The 17,672-nt window shown below is 41.2% G+C and carries 15 protein-coding genes; 13 read left to right on the plus strand and 2 right to left on the minus strand.

Annotated elements, in window-relative coordinates; genetic code table 11:
• Nucleotides 1-167: 167 nt before the first annotated feature.
• From JX304_RS03480 to JX304_RS03515, 8 genes are all read left to right on the plus strand, one after another.
• A complete protein-coding gene (locus tag JX304_RS03480) occupies nucleotides 168-1,640 on the plus strand; it encodes a helicase HerA-like domain-containing protein (protein WP_205011281.1) in 1,473 nt (490 codons plus the stop codon).
• A 77-nt stretch (nucleotides 1,641-1,717) separates the two neighbouring features.
• Nucleotides 1,718-2,785 carry a serine hydrolase gene (locus JX304_RS03485; RefSeq protein WP_205011282.1) on the plus strand — a complete coding sequence of 356 codons (1,068 nt, stop codon included), beginning with the start codon at nucleotides 1,718-1,720 and terminating at the stop codon, nucleotides 2,783-2,785.
• A 316-nt stretch (nucleotides 2,786-3,101) separates the two neighbouring features.
• Nucleotides 3,102-3,791, plus strand: coding sequence for a Crp/Fnr family transcriptional regulator (locus JX304_RS03490; protein ID WP_205011283.1), 690 nt, complete (start codon nucleotides 3,102-3,104; stop codon nucleotides 3,789-3,791).
• 236 nt (nucleotides 3,792-4,027) lie between these two features.
• Nucleotides 4,028-5,257: an arginine deiminase gene (arcA, locus tag JX304_RS03495; protein WP_205011284.1), complete on the plus strand. Its 1,230-nt coding sequence runs from the start codon at nucleotides 4,028-4,030 to the stop codon at nucleotides 5,255-5,257.
• 84 nt (nucleotides 5,258-5,341) lie between these two features.
• Nucleotides 5,342-6,358: an ornithine carbamoyltransferase gene (argF, locus tag JX304_RS03500; protein ID WP_205011285.1), complete on the plus strand. Its 1,017-nt coding sequence runs from the start codon at nucleotides 5,342-5,344 to the stop codon at nucleotides 6,356-6,358.
• 85 nt (nucleotides 6,359-6,443) lie between these two features.
• Nucleotides 6,444-7,388 (plus strand): carbamate kinase, encoded by a 945-nt coding sequence (gene arcC, locus JX304_RS03505; RefSeq protein WP_205011286.1) that lies wholly within the window; start codon nucleotides 6,444-6,446, stop codon nucleotides 7,386-7,388.
• A gap of 124 nt (nucleotides 7,389-7,512) precedes the next feature.
• Nucleotides 7,513-9,024, plus strand: coding sequence for a YfcC family protein (locus JX304_RS03510; RefSeq protein ID WP_205011287.1), 1,512 nt, complete (start codon nucleotides 7,513-7,515; stop codon nucleotides 9,022-9,024).
• Nucleotides 9,025-9,041: 17 nt separating this feature from the next.
• Entirely contained in the window at nucleotides 9,042-10,376 is a 1,335-nt protein-coding gene (locus JX304_RS03515) for a dipeptidase (RefSeq protein WP_205011288.1), read from the plus strand.
• A gap of 29 nt (nucleotides 10,377-10,405) precedes the next feature.
• Here the strand turns inward: JX304_RS03515 and JX304_RS03520 are convergent, their stop codons facing one another.
• Entirely contained in the window at nucleotides 10,406-10,876 is a 471-nt protein-coding gene (locus JX304_RS03520; RefSeq protein WP_205011289.1) for an arginine repressor, read from the minus strand.
• Between the two features lie 11 nt (nucleotides 10,877-10,887).
• Nucleotides 10,888-11,916, minus strand: a complete 1,029-nt coding sequence (gene queA, locus JX304_RS03525) for a tRNA preQ1(34) S-adenosylmethionine ribosyltransferase-isomerase QueA (RefSeq protein ID WP_205011290.1) — start codon at nucleotides 11,914-11,916, stop codon at nucleotides 10,888-10,890.
• A 307-nt stretch (nucleotides 11,917-12,223) separates the two neighbouring features.
• Here queA and JX304_RS03530 point away from each other — a divergent pair, with 307 nt between their 5' ends.
• The 5 genes from JX304_RS03530 (at nucleotide 12,224) to JX304_RS03550 (ending at nucleotide 17,476) form a co-directional block, all read left to right on the plus strand.
• The gene (locus tag JX304_RS03530) at nucleotides 12,224-12,931 is read left to right on the plus strand and encodes a glucosamine-6-phosphate deaminase (RefSeq protein ID WP_205011291.1); all 708 of its coding nucleotides are present in this window, start codon (nucleotides 12,224-12,226) and stop codon (nucleotides 12,929-12,931) included.
• Nucleotides 12,932-13,118: 187 nt separating this feature from the next.
• The gene (locus JX304_RS03535) at nucleotides 13,119-14,465 is read left to right on the plus strand and encodes a DUF1958 domain-containing protein (RefSeq protein WP_205011292.1); all 1,347 of its coding nucleotides are present in this window, start codon (nucleotides 13,119-13,121) and stop codon (nucleotides 14,463-14,465) included.
• A 70-nt stretch (nucleotides 14,466-14,535) separates the two neighbouring features.
• A complete protein-coding gene (locus JX304_RS03540) occupies nucleotides 14,536-15,708 on the plus strand; it encodes an MFS transporter (protein WP_205011293.1) in 1,173 nt (390 codons plus the stop codon).
• A gap of 168 nt (nucleotides 15,709-15,876) precedes the next feature.
• Complete coding sequence (locus JX304_RS03545; RefSeq protein WP_205011294.1) at nucleotides 15,877-16,452, plus strand: LptM family lipoprotein; 576 nt, start codon at nucleotides 15,877-15,879, stop codon at nucleotides 16,450-16,452.
• Between the two features lie 73 nt (nucleotides 16,453-16,525).
• Nucleotides 16,526-17,476 carry a competence protein CoiA gene (locus JX304_RS03550; protein WP_205011295.1) on the plus strand — a complete coding sequence of 317 codons (951 nt, stop codon included), beginning with the start codon at nucleotides 16,526-16,528 and terminating at the stop codon, nucleotides 17,474-17,476.
• Nucleotides 17,477-17,672 lie beyond the last annotated feature (196 nt).

Below are 17,672 nucleotides of genomic sequence, written 5' to 3' on the forward strand. Positions count from 1 at the left end.
AATTCGCTGTTATAGATTTTTTTGTGCTTTTAACCTAAAATCTAAGTAGAATTTCTTGCGTTTGGACAGGAAAATGATACACTAGAAGAAGTGTGTGTCTTGCTTGTCTGAGCCTATTTTGGGGGCTAAGAAAAGGAAGACAAAAGAAAAATCTAGGGAGAAATGAAATGACGACTATCACCATTACCAAAGGAGCGGTTGAGACGCCTATCTACTTACGGATGCTGAATCGCCATGGATTGATTGCAGGAGCGACAGGGACAGGGAAAACCGTTACCCTCAAAGTTTTAACAGAGAAATTAAGTAAAGAAGGCATTCCGGTCTTTCTAGCCGATATCAAGGGAGATTTATCAGGCTTAGCCAAAGCCGGGCAATGGACGCCAAAATTGGAAGAACGCTACAAACTTCTTGGTATCACAGATCCTTTTGAGCCACAAGCTTTCCCAGTACGATTATGGGATGTCTTTGGGCAAGCAGGTCATCCTGTTCGTGCGACTGTCGAAGGAATGGGGTCATTGCTTCTTTCTCGTCTGCTTGATTTGAATGAAACTCAATCAGGAATTCTTGCAATTGTCTTCAAAGTGGCTCAAGAGAAAGATTGGCCCTTGATTGATTTGAAGGACCTGCAAAGCCTTTTAAAGGAAGTCTATGAACACAGCTCAGACTATTCTGCCCAATATGGTAATATTACCAAACAATCTGTCGGTGCGATCCAAAGAAGCCTCTTGGTTCTTGAAGAAGAAGGAGCGGATCAGTTTTTCGGAGAGCCTTCCCTTGATTTAAATGACTTTATGCAACTCGATGCATCAGGGCGTGGGTATATCAATATTCTTTCGGCTACAAAGCTCTTTCATTCACCAAAATTGTATTCAACCTTTTTAATTTGGATGTTGTCTCGTCTCTTTGAAACACTTCCCGAGGTTGGGGATCCTGAAAAACCTAAATTGGTCTTCTTCTTTGACGAGGCCCATCTCCTTTTTAAAGATGCAAGCAAGCTCTTTCTTGAGAAAGTTGAGCAAGTGGTTCGCTTGATTCGTTCAAAAGGGGTAGGAATCTACTTTATTACCCAAAATCCTCAAGATCTACCAGAATCTGTTTTGGCACAGCTTGGAAATCGTGTACAACATGCTCTTCGAGCTTATACACCAAAAGAAATGAAGGCCATCAAGGTAGCTGCCCAAAGTTTTCGTCCGAATCCAGACTTTGATACAGAAACAGTGATCACAGAATTAGGGACAGGGGAAGCCTTGGTTTCTTTCCTGAATGAGAAGGGGCAACCTAGTGTTGTTGAGCGTGCTTATATTCTCTCTCCTCAATCGAGTTTTGACCTCTTAAATGAAAGTGAACAATTGGCCTTAATCACGACATCACCTTTCCATCAAAAGTATGCGACGACGATTGATCGGGAATCTGCCTATGAAAAATTAGCAGCTAAAGCAAGCAAGGAAGCACAAGAAGAGGATAAAAAAGAAGCAGAAAAAGAACAGGCTGCAGCAGGTAAGGCAGCTCAAAAACGTGGTCCAGGTCGTCCAAGAAAATCTAGTCTTGAAAAGGCAAAAGATTCCTTCTTGAGTTCCTTATTCCGGACGATTGCGCGTGAGATCGCTAAGCTAATTATGGGCTCCTTTAAACGGAAATAAACTTTTTAAAAAGAATCCGTTTTCTCTTTCTGATAATTCTTGTTATTTTCAGTAGAATCTTTTATAATTAGTCTCGTATGAAAAAATATTTTAATCTACGCTCGATCATGATTGCGATCAGTATTTTATTATGCTTAGTGGGAACAAGCGCACTGGGCTACTTGCATGTTACGCAACCAACAGCATCAGCAATTGAAAAAAAAGCAAAGAAAACAAAAGAAGCAAAAGAACAAGATATAGAAAAGTCTACGCCTGAGACGAGAAAACCACGTGTCAAATCTCCTGAAGCCAAGCAAGCAGTAGTAGATGCAGACATGGAAACCATGAGCGCTTATGGCCTTGTCTATGATTATGCGAATAAGGGTTTGGTAGAGGTTGTCCAGGACTTCCTAGCGGAAAGTGGAATTGATCCGTCACAAGTTGCCTTCACGTATCGCAATGCCATTACTGGAGAGCAATTTGCCATGAATGATCTTCAACCAATGACAGCAGGTAGTACCTATAAGCTACCCTTGAACATGTTGGTGGTAGATGAGGTCGCAAAGGGCAAACTCAATTTAACAGATCGATTTGATATTACCAATACCTACTATGAATATGTAGGAGAACATGACAATTACGTTGCAGCCTTTGATGGAGCTATGTCTATCCCTGACATGCAACGCTATTCATTGGTTTACTCTGAAAATACACCAGCCTATGCCTTGGCAGATCGTTTAGGGGGGATGGAGCAAGCGCGCAAATTGTTCAGTCGCTACGGTCAATCGCGTTCACCAGAAGTCAAAACCTTTAGCGAAGATAATAAAACGACAACGGATTATTATATCCATGTCTTGCAATATCTTTGGAACCATCAAGAAAAATATGCAGATTTGCTGGAATTGATTGGGGAATCTTTCCCGGGTGAATACTATAAGAAATTCTTGCCAGACTTGCTCATTCAACAAAAGCCAGGTTATGTTGCTGAAGCGCTAAATGTGGACGCCATTGTCCATGAATCGACTCCTTATTTGGTTGCCATCTATACTGCGGGACTTGGAGGAACGACTCCAGAAAGTTCGGAAATCAGTGGTGTTGGTCTTTATCAGTTGGGAGAACTAGCTTATGTCATCAATGAATGGCATCGAGTGAATATGAATGAATAATTGACGGAAGAGGCTGGGACAAAAGTCCTGGTCTCTTCAATTGTCTTTGGATTGTCGAGCAAGACGCAGTGGTTGAGTGGGCTCTACTGCACTGATTTCATCAGCTTTTACAGCCCTACTCAACTGTGCGGAGGTAGGACGACGAAATCGAATTCTAACAAATTACAGATTTTTGTCCCACTCTCTTTTCTTCTATCACAGTAGCATAAAATTCACTTGGTGTTTCGAAATACTTTTCTGTTTTAAAGAGGCTTCTTTCCCTCTTCTATCAAAAAATATGTTATACTAATTAATAGTAATAAGAGGAAGTATAGACATGATTACAAAGGAAGATTACCAGTTGGTCCGCTCGCATCCAGCCTTCTCTGCGTTGCCAGTGGAGCTATTTGATAAATTAGCTGTTGAAATTCATGCTAGGGATATCCAAAAAGGACAAATTTTATTTTATGCTGGAGATAAGCGGGATCGCATTTTTCTTCTTGCAAAAGGCTTTGCTCGCATTGAGCAATTCGATTCGTCTGATCAATTTTCTTATATGGATTATATCAAGAAAGGGGCCCTATTCCCTTATGGTGGGATGTTTCAGGATGAGCGTTACCACTATACAGCTAGTGCGGTGACGGATTTGCGTTGTTTCGTTATCCCCGTCAACCTCTATGAATTATCTGCCCAAGAGAGTAAGGAGCAGTTGCTCTTCATTACGAGAAAGCTCTCATCAATTTTAGAATTTCAAGAGTTGCGTCTACGTAATGTCGTGACCGCCAGTGCCAGTGAGCGTGTGGTTCAATCTTTAGCTATCTTGTGCAAGGACTATGAAAGTATAGGAAATCAACTTCCATTTCCGGTTAGTATGAAGGAAATGGCCAAATTAGCGGCCACAACCCGAGAAACCGTCAATCAAGTTTTAAAGAAACTCATCGATTCTCATAAGATACAGTATGAGAGAAAACAATTAACCTTTCTAGATACAGCTTACTTTCTAAGAAGTTTTGAAGAGATCAACTAATTTTGTTGATCTTTTTTATATTTTACAAAAAAATATATATTCATAAAAGTAATATAAAAGACAAAATATGCAAAGAAAACGCTTCATATTAACTAAAAAATAGGAAGAATTCAAAAAAATGCCAAATTCTTTGCATTAAAAAAGCAGAATCCTTCATGAAAGCGGTAACAATAAAGGATATAATAACAATTGTAATAAAGCTTGTGAACAAGCTCGAATAAAAAGGAGGATGACAGATGTCAACTAAACCAATTCATGTTTTCTCAGAAATTGGAAAACTGAAAAAAGTAATGTTGCACCGCCCAGGTAAAGAGTTGGAAAACTTGATGCCTGACTATCTAGAGCGTCTTCTTTTTGATGATATTCCATTCTTGGAAGATGCTCAAAAAGAACACGATAATTTTGCTCAAGCGCTTCGTAATGAAGGGGTTGAAGTACTTTATCTTGAAAAATTAGCAGCTGAGTCATTGACTACTCCAGAAATTCGCGAACAGTTCATCGAAGAATATCTTGATGAAGCAAACATTCGTGGACGCCAAACTAAAAATGCTATTCGCGAAATCCTTCGTGGTATTGAAGACAACCAAGAATTGGTTGAAAAAACAATGGCAGGTTTCCAAAAAGCTGAGCTTCCAGAAATTCCAGAAGCTGATAAAGGCTTGACAGACCTTGTTGAATCTGACTACCCATTTGCGATTGATCCAATGCCAAACTTGTACTTCACACGTGACCCATTTGCTACAATTGGGAATGCAGTATCATTGAACCACATGTATGCTGATACACGTAACCGTGAAACTTTGTATGGTAAATACATCTTCAAACATCATCCAGTATATGGTGGTAATGTAGATTTGGTATACAACCGTGAAGAAGATACTCGTATCGAAGGTGGGGACGAATTAGTCCTTTCTAAAGATGTCTTGGCAGTTGGTATCTCACAACGTACAGATGCTGCATCAATTGAAAAATTGTTGGTAAACATCTTCAAGAAGAACGTTGGCTTCAAGAAAGTATTGGCCTTCGAATTTGCGAACAACCGTAAATTCATGCACTTGGATACAGTATTCACAATGGTAGACTACGATAAATTCACGATCCACCCAGAAATTCAAGGCAACCTTCGCGTCTTCTCTGTAACCTATGAAAATGAAGCATTGAAGATTGTTGAAGAAAAAGGTGATTTGGCAGAATTATTAGCTGCAAACCTTGGTGTGGAAAAAGTGACTCTTATTCCATGTGGAAATGGCAATGCCGTTGCTGCTGCTCGTGAACAATGGAACGATGGATCTAATACTCTTACAATTGCACCTGGTGTAGTAGTCGTATACGACCGTAACACTGTTACCAACAAAAAATTAGAAGAATACGGACTTCGTTTGATCAAGATCCGCGGAAGTGAATTGGTTCGTGGTCGTGGTGGACCTCGTTGTATGTCTATGCCATTTGAACGTGAAGAAATCTAATAGAGAAGACCGAGAGCTGGTCTCTGGAGATCAGCTCTTCCTTCTTACTGATCAATACTAAAAAGAAAATAGGAGATAATTAGAATGACAAATTCAGTGTTCCAAGGACGTAGCTTCTTGGCAGAAAAAGACTTTACACGCGCAGAGTTAGAGTACCTCATCGGACTTTCAGCTCACTTGAAAGACCTTAAAAAACGCAACATTGAACACCACTATCTTGCTGGTAAAAATATTGCGCTTTTGTTTGAAAAAACTTCAACTCGTACTCGTGCTGCCTTCACTACAGCAGCTATCGACCTTGGTGCTCACCCAGAATACCTTGGTGCAAACGACATCCAACTTGGTAAAAAAGAATCTACAGAAGATACTGCTAAAGTTCTTGGACGTATGTTTGACGGTATTGAATTCCGTGGTTTCAGCCAACGCATGGTTGAAGAATTGGCAGAATTCTCAGGTGTTCCAGTATGGAATGGGTTGACTGACGAATGGCACCCAACACAAATGCTTGCAGACTACTTGACTGTTCAAGAAAACTTTGGACGTTTGGAAGGTTTGACACTTGTTTACTGTGGTGATGGACGTAATAACGTTGCAAACAGCCTTCTTGTAACAGGTGCTATCCTTGGTGTGAACGTACACATCTTCTCACCTAAAGAACTCTTCCCAGAAAAAGAAATCGTTGAATTGGCAGAAGGATTTGCAAAAGAAAGTGGCGCTCATATCTTGATCACTGAAGATGCTGACGAAGCTGTGAAAGGTGCTGACGTACTTTACACTGACGTTTGGGTATCTATGGGTGAAGAAGACAAATTTGCAGAACGCGTTGCCCTTTTGAAACCTTACCAAGTAAACATGGAATTGGTTAAGAAAGCTGATAATGAAGACTTGATCTTCTTGCACTGCTTGCCAGCTTTCCATGATACAAACACAATTTATGGTAAAGATGTTGCTGAAAAATTCGGCGTAGAAGAAATGGAAGTTACTGATGAAGTGTTCCGCAGCAAATATGCCCGTCACTTTGACCAAGCTGAAAACCGTATGCATACCATCAAAGCGGTTATGGCAGCAACTCTTGGTAACTTGTACATTCCAAAAGTTTAAGACTTTTTAACCGTATACCAACAGCTATAGGGGCTGGACTGCTAGCTTTAGTCCTGCTCCTATTTTTTATAGAAAGAGAAAACGTATGTCAAGAAAAATCGTCGTTGCTTTGGGAGGAAATGCTATTCTCTCATCTGATCCTTCTGCACAAGCTCAACAAGAAGCACTTGTAGAAACAGCTAAACACTTAGTCAAATTAATCAAAAATGGGGATGACTTGATCATCACTCATGGAAATGGTCCTCAAGTAGGTAACCTCTTGCTTCAACACTTAGCTGCAAATTCTGAAAAGAACCCAGCTTTCCCACTTGATTCATTAGTGGCTATGACCGAAGGAAGCATTGGCTACTGGCTTCAAAATGCTCTTCAAAATGCTCTTCTTGAAGAAGGAATTAAAAAAGATGTGGCTTCTGTTGTGACACAAGTCGTTGTGGATAAGAACGACCCAGCTTTTGTTAACCTCAGCAAACCAATTGGTCCATTCTACTCAGAAGAAGAAGCAAAAGCAGAAGCTGAAAAATCAGGTGCAACCTTCAAAGAAGATGCTGGTCGTGGCTGGCGTAAAGTTGTGGCTTCACCAAAACCAGTGGATATCAAAGAAATCAATACCATTCGTACTTTGTTGAACGATGGTCAAGTCGTTGTAGCTGCAGGTGGTGGCGGTATCCCTGTTGTGAAAGAAGCAGATGGTAGCTTGACGGGTGTTGAAGCTGTTATCGATAAAGACTTCGCATCTCAACGTTTGGCTGAATTAGTAGAAGCAGACCTCTTCATCGTCTTGACTGGTGTCGATTATGTCTTTGTGAACTACAACAAACCAGACCAAGCAAAATTGGAACATGTGAATGTGGCTCAATTGGAAGAATATATCAAACAAGACCAATTTGCGCCAGGAAGTATGCTTCCTAAAGTGGAAGCTGCCATTGCCTTTGTAAATGGTCGTCCAGAAGGAAAAGCAGTTATTACGTCACTTGAAAACCTTGGCGCTTTGATTGAGTCTGAAAGTGGAACAATTATTCAAAAAGACTAATGAAAGATTAGGAAAAAACTAGTGTTTTGAAACTTATTATGATAGAATAAACCTATCGGTAAGCGTTTTACAAGATGTTCTTGTAAAATCTCACTCACACTTTGTTGCGTTAGGAGGAAGACAAATGAGTGAAAAAACGAAAAAAGGATTTAAGATGCCTTCATCTTTTTCCGTGTTGTTGATCATCATTGCCATTATGGCAGTGTTAACTTGGATCATTCCAGCTGGTCAATACAAAGTTGATAAAGCTGGTGCCATTATCGCAGGTAGTTATGAATCTGTGAAACAAAATCCTCAAGGGATTTGGGATGTTTTGATGGCCCCAATCAATGCCATGCTTGGTAAAGCACCAACCAATGCAGCGATTGACGTAGCTTTCTTCATCTTGATGGTTGGTGGTTTCCTTGGAGTTGTGAACGAAACAGGTACCCTCGATGTAGGGATTGCTTCTATCGTTCGTAAATACAAAGGTCGCGAAAAAATGTTGATCTTGATCTTGATGCCTTTGTTTGCCCTAGGTGGTACAACTTATGGGATGGGTGAAGAAACAATGGCCTTCTATCCACTTCTCGTACCTGTTATGATGTCTGTTGGTTTTGACAGCTTGACAGGGGTAGCCATTATTCTCTTAGGATCACAAATCGGATGTTTGGCGTCAACATTGAACCCATTTGCGACAGTTATCGCTTCTGATACTGCGGGTATCTCAAGTGCTTCAGGTCTCTTGCTCCGTGTCATCTTCTGGTTTGTCTTGACAGGACTTAGCACCTACTATGTATACCGTTATGCAGATAAGATCCAAAAAGATCCTACAGCATCTCTTACATATGCAACTCGTGAAGAAGATTTGAAACACTTCAACGTAGAAGGTGGCGAAGAAATTCCTTCACAAATGAACAAGAAACAAAAACGTGTCTTGCTCGTCTTCATTTCAACATTCGTCATCATGGTTGCTGGATTTATCCCATTCAAAGATTTGGGAATTAAATTCTTTGAAAACTTTAACGAATCTCTCCATAAAGTTCCAGTGCTTGGTCAATTGATCGGTAACACAGATGCTCTTGGTACATGGTACTTCCCTCAAACAGCTATGCTCTTTGCCTTCATGGGAATCCTTGTTGGTATCATTTATGGCTTGAAAGAAGATAAAATTATTTCATCCTTCATGAATGGTGCAGCTGACCTCTTGAGTGTTGCTCTTATCGTAGCAGTAGCACGTGGTATCCAAGTCATCATGAACGACGGTATGATCACTGCAACAATTCTTCACTGGGGTGAAGAAGGACTGAAAGGTCTTTCATCTCAATTGTTCATTGTCTTGACTTACATTTTCTACTTGCCAATGTCATTCTTGATCCCATCATCATCTGGTCTTGCCAGCGCAACAATGGGTATCATGGCACCTCTTGGTAAATTCGTCAATGTACCAGGTAGCTTGATTGTCACAGCTTACCAATCTGCATCTGGTGTCTTGAACTTGATCGCACCAACTTCAGGTATCGTAATGGGAGCTCTTGCTCTTGGACGTGTTGACTTAAGTGCATGGTGGAAATTCATGGGTAAATTGGTCGTAGCGATTGTTGTGATCACCATTGCCCTTCTTCTACTCGGAACTATGGTTCCATTCTTGCAATAGAATAAAGTAGGTGTTTCATGAAAAAAAGAATTAAGGACGATGTGAAAGAGCAGTTTTTAAACTCTCTTCAAACCATCATTTCTTACCCTTCTGTATTAAATGAAGGGGAAAATGGAACACCGTTTGGACAAGCTATCCAAGATGTCCTAGAAAAAACCTTAGAGCTTGCTCAAGAATTAGGTTTTCAAACTTATATAGATCCTGAAGGATACTATGGATATGCAGAGATCGGTCAGGGGGAAGAACTCCTGGCCGTTCTTTGTCACTTGGATGTTGTTCCAGCCGGTGATCTAAAAGATTGGCAAACGCCACCCTTTGAAGCGACTGTTGTCGGTGACTATCTAGTAGGTCGTGGTGTGCAGGATGATAAGGGGCCCTCACTCGCTGCCCTCTATGCAGTTAAGAGTTTGCTGGATGATGGCATCCAGTTTACCAAACGAATCCGCTTTATCTTTGGGACGGATGAAGAAACCTTGTGGCGCTGTATGAACCGCTACAATCAAATGGAAGAACAAGCAGATCTTGGGTTTGCACCAGATTCCTCTTTCCCCTTAACCTATGCTGAAAAAGGCTTGTTACAAGTGAAATTGCATGGCCCAGGTTGGGATGATCTTCCTTTACAGGCTGGACAGGCCCTCAACGTCGTCCCAGATAAGGCGACCTATGCAGGTCATCGTTTAGAAGAATTGCTTCCTGTTTTGGATCAAAGTGGGGTTCAGTATAGCCAAACAGCAGATTCTGTAACGGTTATGGGTGTTTCCAAGCACTCTAAAGATGCAGCCGAAGGAGTGAATGCTATTGTTGGTTTAGCGGAAAGTCTGTCCCTCATCCAACCCCATCCAGCCTTGCTCTTTATTGCAGATGCTGTTGGTGAGGATGCAACGGGAGAAGCTCTATTTGGAAAAATTACAGATGAACCAAGTGGGGATCTTTCCTTCAATCTTGCGACCCTTGTGATCGATCAAGAGCAATCGGAAATCGGAATTGATATTCGAATTCCGGTCCTAGCAGATAAGGAGAATTTAGTGGCTCGTTTGCAAGAAATTGCAGCTAGCTATCAGTTGGAATATGAAGAGTTTGATTATTTGGCTCCTTTATATGTTCCTTTGGATAGTTCTTTAGTCAGCTCTTTGATGGCCGTGTATCAGGAAGAAACTGGGGATAGGACGCCAGCTATGTCTTCTGGTGGTGCGACATTTGCGCGTACTATGGAAAACTGTGTAGCTTTCGGCGCTCTTTTCCCAGGTGCAGAACAGACCGAGCACCAGGCCAATGAACGAGCAAAAATTGACGATCTCTACGCTGCGATGGAAATCTATCGAGAAGCCATTCAGCGCCTAGCGACAACATAAAAAGTTTGGAAACTTAGTTTCCAAACTTTTTATTTACTAAAGAAGAAGGGGGGAGTGAATTCTTTTAATTTTTCAAAACAATCTAAAGCTCCTTGGTTGTCTTCGCAGATGATCAAACAGACATCATCTCCACAGATGGTGGCTACGATTTCTTGGAGTTCCAGTGCATCTAAGATAGCTCCAAATGATTGAGCGAGTCCTGGAAGAGTTTTTACAATGACCTGGTTTTGAACGGGCCGCAACATGACTAAGGCATCTTCCATATACATCCGCAGGCGCTTTTCCCAACGGGAAGGAGCGATGGTGTTCATGGCATAGTAGGAACTATCCCCCTCGTTAATTTTCACTAGATTCAAGGATTTAACATCCCGTGAAAGGGTGGATTGGGTAACGAGAACCCCATTGGCTTCAAGGGCTTCTTGAAGTTCTTGTTGGGTATGAATCCTACGCTCAGAAATAATAGAGCGGATCAAGCGGTGGCGGCTTTCAATTTTATTCATGAGAGACTCCTTTACTTGATGAACATAGCATCCCCAAAACTGAAGAAGCGGTACCGTTCCTGAATAGCATGGTGGTATGCTTCTAAGGTTAATTCACGGCCAGCAAAGGCAGAAACCAACATGACTAAAGTTGATTTTGGAAGATGGAAGTTGGTCGAAAAGGCATCGACGACTTTCCATTCATAACCCGGTTTAATGAAAATATTGGTCCAGCCAGAATCGGCTTGGATATCACCTGCAAATTTATTTCCGATCGTTTCAAGCGTCCGGATAGAAGTTGTTCCAACAGCTACGATGCGCTTCCCTGCAGATTTTACCTGTCGAAGGGTTGCAGCAGCCTCTTCTGAAAGTTGGTAAAATTCAGAGTGCATCTCATGGTCTTCGAGATTGTCCACTGATACTGGACGGAAGGTTCCTAGGCCCACATGCAGAGTCAAATAGACCAGGTGGATCCCTTTTGCTTCAATCTTTTGGAGCAATTCTTGGGTGAAATGAAGTCCTGCTGTTGGGGCTGCAGCAGAACCGTTTTCTTTAGCATAAACGGTTTGGTAGCGTTCGCGGTCAGCAAGCTTTTCGTGAATATAGGGAGGAAGTGGCATTTCGCCAAGGCTTTCTAGAACTTCTAAGAAGATCCCTTGATAGTGGAAGCGAACGATGCGGCCCCCGTGTTCCAATTCTTCTTCGACAGTTGCAGTCAAACGACCATCTCCAAAGCTGACTGTGGCACCTACCTTTAAGCGTTTTGCAGGTTTTGCCAAGACTTCCCAACAGTCATCTTGAGTATTTTTAAGGAGAAGGAATTCGACGTGACCACCTGTTTCTGGTTTGACTCCATGAAGACGGGCAGGTAGTACGCGCGTATTGTTCATGACAAGAGCATCTCCTGGCTCCAATTCATCCAAAATGGCATCAAAATGACGGTCTTGGAATTGCCCTGTTTTTCGATCCAGGATCAAGAGTTTAGAGGCATCTCGTTTTTCAAGAGGGGTTTGGGCAATCAGTTCTTCAGGCAAATCAAAGTCAAAGTCGTTGGTATTCATTTGCGCTCCTTTTATAATAAATTTGTGAGTAAATAGATGGCTGTCCCGATAGCTAAGAGCATCAGGCAGATTCCCATCAAAAAGATCAGGACCTTGAGAATCTTTCTTTGATGAATCAAAAAAGATAAGAGAAAGACAAGGAGTCCGATCAGAAAAATGATGAATAATAGTGATACAATCATACCTTTCATTATATCACGAATCGACTTGAAAATGAAAAAAATGCCAGAAAAAGATAGCGGTTTCACTTGACAAAAATTGGTCTATACCATATAATAAAAGTATAGAGAAACAGGAGGTCTATCCAATGAAAATTATTGAAGTAAAGGACCAAATTGAGGGTGGAAAAGTTGCCTTTGATATATTGAAAGAATCCTTAAAGGAAGGTGCTCAAACCTTAGGTCTTGCGACAGGTAGCAGTCCCCTTGAGTTTTATAAACAAATTCGTGAAAGTGATTTGGATCTGTCCAATCTAATCAGTGTTAACTTAGATGAGTACGTAGGGTTAACAGGAGATGATCCTCAATCTTATCGTTATTTCATGGAGAAACATCTCTTTGATGCCAAACCATTTAAAGAAAGCTACCTCCCATCAGGTGTAGAAGAATCTGCCGATCAGGAAGTAATCCGTTATAACCAAATACTCAAAGACCATCCAGTGGACCTTCAAATCTTGGGTATTGGGCGCAATGGGCATATCGGTTTTAATGAGCCTGGAACATCCTTTGATAGTCAGACACACCTAGTTCAGTTGGATGCCTCTACGATTGAGGCCAATTCTCGTTTCTTTGATAAGATAGAAGATGTACCAACTCAAGCCATTTCGATGGGGATTGCCAATATCTTAGCTGCCAAATCAATTGTCTTGTTTGCCTATGGGGAATCGAAAGCCCAAGCGATCAAAGGTACGGTAGAAGGTGAAAGGACAGAAAAAGTGCCAGCTAGTGCCCTTCAAGGACATCCAAATGTGACCATTATTGCAGATAAGGAAGCCTTGAGCTTGTTGAGTCGTTAAATGAAGGGACCTATCGCTGATTTTGCAGGGGTGATAGGTTTTTTTATACTTCAAAGTATGGTACAATACAAGTAATTATCTGCTGTGATTAGCTCTTTTCATCTACTGGGAGACAAGAGGAAAGGGCGTGAGGGCTAGAAGCTTATTTCAGCCTCTAGCTGATTAGTCTGTAATAAAGGAAAAGTTTATGATAAAAAAATATTTGATCCATATTTGCCTCCTTTTGAGTCTCTTATGCCAGCCAATTCTAGCGAGTGCGGATGAATTGGTGGATATGGCGCAAAAGATGTATCCAAATGACCATGTCCAAGCCATTAACCGTCCACACTCTTCGCTCATTATTGACGGAAATACGGGAAATGTTCTTTGGAAAGACAATATCGATGAAGTCAGAGATCCGGCCAGCATGAGTAAGCTCATGACGCTCTATCTCTTGTTTGAAGATATGGCAAATGGCAAGATCAGTAAGGATACAGTGATCAAGGCGACCGCTTCAGATCAAGCGATCGGAAAGATCTATGAGATCTCCAATAATAATATTGTTGCTGGAGTAGACTACACAATTCCTGAGTTAATCACCATGACAGTGGTTCCATCCTCAAATGTATCGACCCTCATGTTGGCCAATCTCATTTCCAACAATGATCCAGACGCCTTTATCGAGCGAATGAATGCCAAGGCTAAGGAATTAGGGATGACCAATACGGTCTGGAATAACCCGAGTGGGGCGGCCATCTCCACCTTGCAAGGCTACTATCAGGTAAATAATTATCCTAATGATGCGGCCAACCAGACAACTGCACGTGATTTGGGAATTTTGGTCTATCATTTCATCAACCAATACCCAGATATCTTAAGCTATACCAATCAAGCACAAGTCACGGTCAAAAAAGGAACTCCGTATGAGGAAACCTTTGATACCTACAATTATTCATTGCCAGGAGCAAAGTATGCCTTAAAAGGGGTGGATGGTTTAAAAACCGGATCGAGCCCTCGTGGAGCCTTTAACTACATCGCAACGATTAAACGGGGTGATCAACGTTTAATTGCTGTGATTATGGGAGTTGGGGATTGGGCAGACCAAGATGGGGAATACTACCGTCATCCATTTGGGAATGCCTTGATCGAAAAAGCCTATAAAGATTTTGGCTATAAAAAATTGTTGGATGCAGGTGTCCAGAAGATTGACGGCAAGACCTATACACTCGAAAAACCCTTCTATGCAACGGTCAAAAAGGGTGCTAAAGAACCAACCCTTGCAGTAAAAGATGGGTATTTGACAGCGGATAACGATCTCTATACTTTGTCTGAAGGAATCCGAGATGACATGAAGGTGGAAGAAGGAGCCAAGCCAGAACTGGTCAAAGAAACAGCAAGTGGGAAAAAGACAGCTGCTAAGCAAAGTAAATGGCTTTCGCTAGATCACTTCCTGATTTTGATTCCGATTCTCATTCTTGTCATCATTCTCTCGATTGAAAAACAAAGTCGTGAGAGACGCAAAAAAGAGGCTCAAAAGCGCTATAATAAAGAATAAAATAAAACCTAACTGATTGTCAGTTGGGTTTTGTCATTGTCTCATTCCGATATTTTTAGAAAGGATTTATATGAAAAAATTCCGAAATTCTTATTCGGCTTATATGTTGCTCTATAGTTTTTATTTTATGTCCACATCTCTCTTTACGACCCTCATATCCGTCTATTTGATGGGGAAACACTATAGTGCCACCCAAGTGTCGACCTTAGTATCGGTTGCCTTTTTCTTATCCATGGTAGCCCAACCCTTCTTTGGCTATATCAATGAACGATTTGGAATCGTAAAAATGACAACCCTCAGTCTGAGCATTATCATAGGTGGAGTTTTAGGTTTTCTTTGGGCTCCCAATCTCTTTTGGCTGACAGCTTTTTATGGAATCGTTTTAGTCTGTTTGAATGGAACAGCTCCCATGATGGAAGTTTTTGCAACGCAAAGTCCATACGCTTTTGGGAAGATTCGCGTTTGGGGAACGATTGGCTACTCAGTTGGAGTACAAATCGCTGGCTGGGTTTATCATCAGTTTAGCCCTCAAGCGGTCTATTATACTGTTTTAATCACTATTGTCCTAAGTATTTTCTGTCTGAGTGCCGTTCGAATGAAGAAAAAAGAGACAGTTATAGAAAAGGAAACAGAGCCCGTTTCTATTTGGCCTCTTCTTCACAACGGTCCTTATCTCTTCTTTATTATTCTGATTGGCTTGGCTTCAGGGGTTGGTAATATCGGTCACACCTATATTCCTGAGTTGCTCATGGATAGTGGTCTACCGGTTCATATTGCCTCTACGGTTGTGGCTATCTCAGTTGTAGTAGAAGCTCCTTTGATCTTTTTCTCCGATCGATTCATGGACCACTGGCCTTTACGGGTTTTGATCGCTCTTCCAATCGGGATTATTTTCGCTCAATATGCCGTCTATGCTCTTCCAAGTCCTGTCTTCTTAAAAGTACTCCTGACACTCTTATCCAAGCATACGACGGGCATGGTTTTGATTATGGTATCCTTGCGTTTTATTGCCCAACAGGTGAAGGGGAAAGACTTGGTTCTTGCTATGGCTATTGTACAGGGGGCACGCTACCTAGGTACGATTCTATTACAACCGATAGCAGCCCACTTTATTGAAGTAGGTGGCTACCAACTCATGAGCTTCTTTTTAGCAGGAGTTGTTGGTCTTGCCTTTCTTCTGAGTTTTGCCTTAAAAATGCCCCAAGGAAGATCTCACAGCCTTTTTGGTGGCAATGTAGAATAATTTATTTGTTAGAATTGTACGACTAGCTCCTGAGGAATTGGACAGAAACACTGATTTCATCGTGTTTTGTCCAATTATTTTTGCTATTATCAAGAACTAGTAATTAATTTGACAATCAAAGTATTCGATGATAGAATGAGGTGAAATAAAAATAAAGGAGACCATTTTATGAAAAAAATGATCTTATCGACTGCCGCACTTTTGACTCTTGTCTCGCTTGCTGCTTGTTCAAACAAGCAAGAAACAAAGAAGGAAACTTCCAATAGTCAAACAACTTCAAAAGTCACCAGTAAGTCTTCTGGCACTTCAAAAAGTAAAAATACGGCAACAGATTCTGAAGAAGGATCTGCTTCAAGTGTTGTGACAGATGATGACATCAGTAAGGCAAAGACAGTTGGCGACTTCAAAAAGCTGTTTGCAAAATTAATGGATCAATCTGTTTCTATTACTGAAGAAGCAGGTACTTCTGTGACAGGTTCTGCAAAAGAACAATACGATGCAACTGTTAGCGCCTTGAAGCAAGAATTGGAAAATCAAAAAGAAATCTTTAATGAAGGCTTGGAAAGCATAGGTTCAGATAGCACTGTCGTTCCTAAAGAAGACCGTGAAGCTCTGATCGAAAGCTTGAAAGATGCTCGAGAAGAGTTGGAAAGTACTCGTAAAGAGATGAAAGATATGCAGAAAGAATTGAGTAAATCACCTGTTGCAGATGACGACAGTGATGATTCAGATTCTGAAGAATAAAAGGAAGAAAAGGTTGGAATTTCCAGCCTTTTTCTTATTTTTTTTCGAATGATATAGATGAGGAGGTGGGCCTATGTTTATTGCCGTGGATAAAAATCAAAAGCGGTGGAACTGTATGGAAGAGATCCCACCTGTGGCAGCAGGGCCCTTTTATTGCTTAGCTTGTCAGAGTGAAGTGCGGTTGAAAAACGGTACGGTGCTACGGGCTCATTTTGCCCATGTAGAATTACAACAGTGTCCCTACCATCATGAAGCTGAGAGCATGGAACACCTGGAATTAAAAGCCAGTCTTTATGACTGGGGATCAAAGGAAGCTAGAACAGAAGTCGAATATTATTTGCCAGAGTTTCAGCAAATTGCGGATCTTTTGGTTGTGGATAAGAAGTTGGCTTTGGAGGTGCAGTGCAGTCCCTTATCTTTGGAACGATTAAAAGAGAGAAGCGATGCATATCGAGCCCACGGTTATCAGGTTTATTGGTTGCTGGGAAAAAAGCTGTGGCTCAAGGAAAGACTGAGCAACTTACAAGCTGGTTTTCTTTATTTTAGTCAGAATCGTGGATTTCATCTTTGGGAATTGGATCTTGCAAAGAGAGAAGTGCGGTTGCAGTACCTCATTCATGAGGATTTACGGGGACGACTGCATTATAAAACAGAAGTATTTTCTTTTGGGAAAGGGCCCTTGCTTGAAATGCTACGGACACCTTATCTAAAGCAACCCTTGCAGCAACTACCAGTAGACCTGGATCGGCAATTTTTATCTTACGTAAGGCAGCAACTATTCTACCGTCAGCCAAGGTGGATGAAGTTACAGGAGCAACTCTATTTGCAGGGACACCATTTACTTGAGAAAGATCTAGATTATTTTTATCCTATGTGTCGTCCCATTGTTTCAGACCATTTGATTCAGATTGAGGGCAATCTCAAAGATTATTATCAGCAATTTCTCGCTTATTACAAGGAGCAAGGAATAAAGCCGGTTCAAACTCTTTATTCTCCCTGCTTTTATAGGTGGCAGAAAAGATAATTTTCTGTGTTGGAATTCCCCACCAAACACTATTTTTATAACGGCAATTATCGAGTTTGTCTATTATAACGGCAATAAAAAAAGCCCTCGGGCTCGTTCTCTCAATTGTGCGGGCAATGAATACGATTTTGAATACGATTTTTTTCAATTATTGAAAAATGACGAAAACGATATTTTAACAAAATACGCGTTTTTT

The sequence above is a fragment of the Streptococcus parasanguinis genome, from assembly GCF_901875555.1.
Classification (GTDB): domain Bacteria; phylum Bacillota; class Bacilli; order Lactobacillales; family Streptococcaceae; genus Streptococcus; species Streptococcus parasanguinis_H.

Bases quoted from the DNA above. Each gene is read 5' to 3' on its own strand.
- JX304_RS03520 (WP_205011289.1), bottom strand. From the start codon at position 10,876: ATGAATAAAATTGAAAGCCGCCACCGCTTGATCCGCTCTATTATTTCT.
- JX304_RS03515 (WP_205011288.1), top strand. From the start codon at position 9,042: ATGAAAAAAAGAATTAAGGACGATGTGAAAGAGCAGTTTTTAAACTCT.
- queA (WP_205011290.1), bottom strand. From the start codon at position 11,916: ATGAATACCAACGACTTTGACTTTGATTTGCCTGAAGAACTGATTGCC.
- JX304_RS03540 (WP_205011293.1), top strand. From the start codon at position 14,536: ATGAAAAAATTCCGAAATTCTTATTCGGCTTATATGTTGCTCTATAGT.
- arcC (WP_205011286.1), top strand. From the start codon at position 6,444: ATGTCAAGAAAAATCGTCGTTGCTTTGGGAGGAAATGCTATTCTCTCA.
- JX304_RS03530 (WP_205011291.1), top strand. From the start codon at position 12,224: ATGAAAATTATTGAAGTAAAGGACCAAATTGAGGGTGGAAAAGTTGCC.
- JX304_RS03490 (WP_205011283.1), top strand. From the start codon at position 3,102: ATGATTACAAAGGAAGATTACCAGTTGGTCCGCTCGCATCCAGCCTTC.
- JX304_RS03480 (WP_205011281.1), top strand. From the start codon at position 168: ATGACGACTATCACCATTACCAAAGGAGCGGTTGAGACGCCTATCTAC.
- argF (WP_205011285.1), top strand. From the start codon at position 5,342: ATGACAAATTCAGTGTTCCAAGGACGTAGCTTCTTGGCAGAAAAAGAC.
- JX304_RS03550 (WP_205011295.1), top strand. From the start codon at position 16,526: ATGTTTATTGCCGTGGATAAAAATCAAAAGCGGTGGAACTGTATGGAA.
- arcA (WP_205011284.1), top strand. From the start codon at position 4,028: ATGTCAACTAAACCAATTCATGTTTTCTCAGAAATTGGAAAACTGAAA.
- JX304_RS03545 (WP_205011294.1), top strand. From the start codon at position 15,877: ATGAAAAAAATGATCTTATCGACTGCCGCACTTTTGACTCTTGTCTCG.
- JX304_RS03485 (WP_205011282.1), top strand. From the start codon at position 1,718: ATGAAAAAATATTTTAATCTACGCTCGATCATGATTGCGATCAGTATT.
- JX304_RS03510 (WP_205011287.1), top strand. From the start codon at position 7,513: ATGAGTGAAAAAACGAAAAAAGGATTTAAGATGCCTTCATCTTTTTCC.
- JX304_RS03535 (WP_205011292.1), top strand. From the start codon at position 13,119: ATGATAAAAAAATATTTGATCCATATTTGCCTCCTTTTGAGTCTCTTA.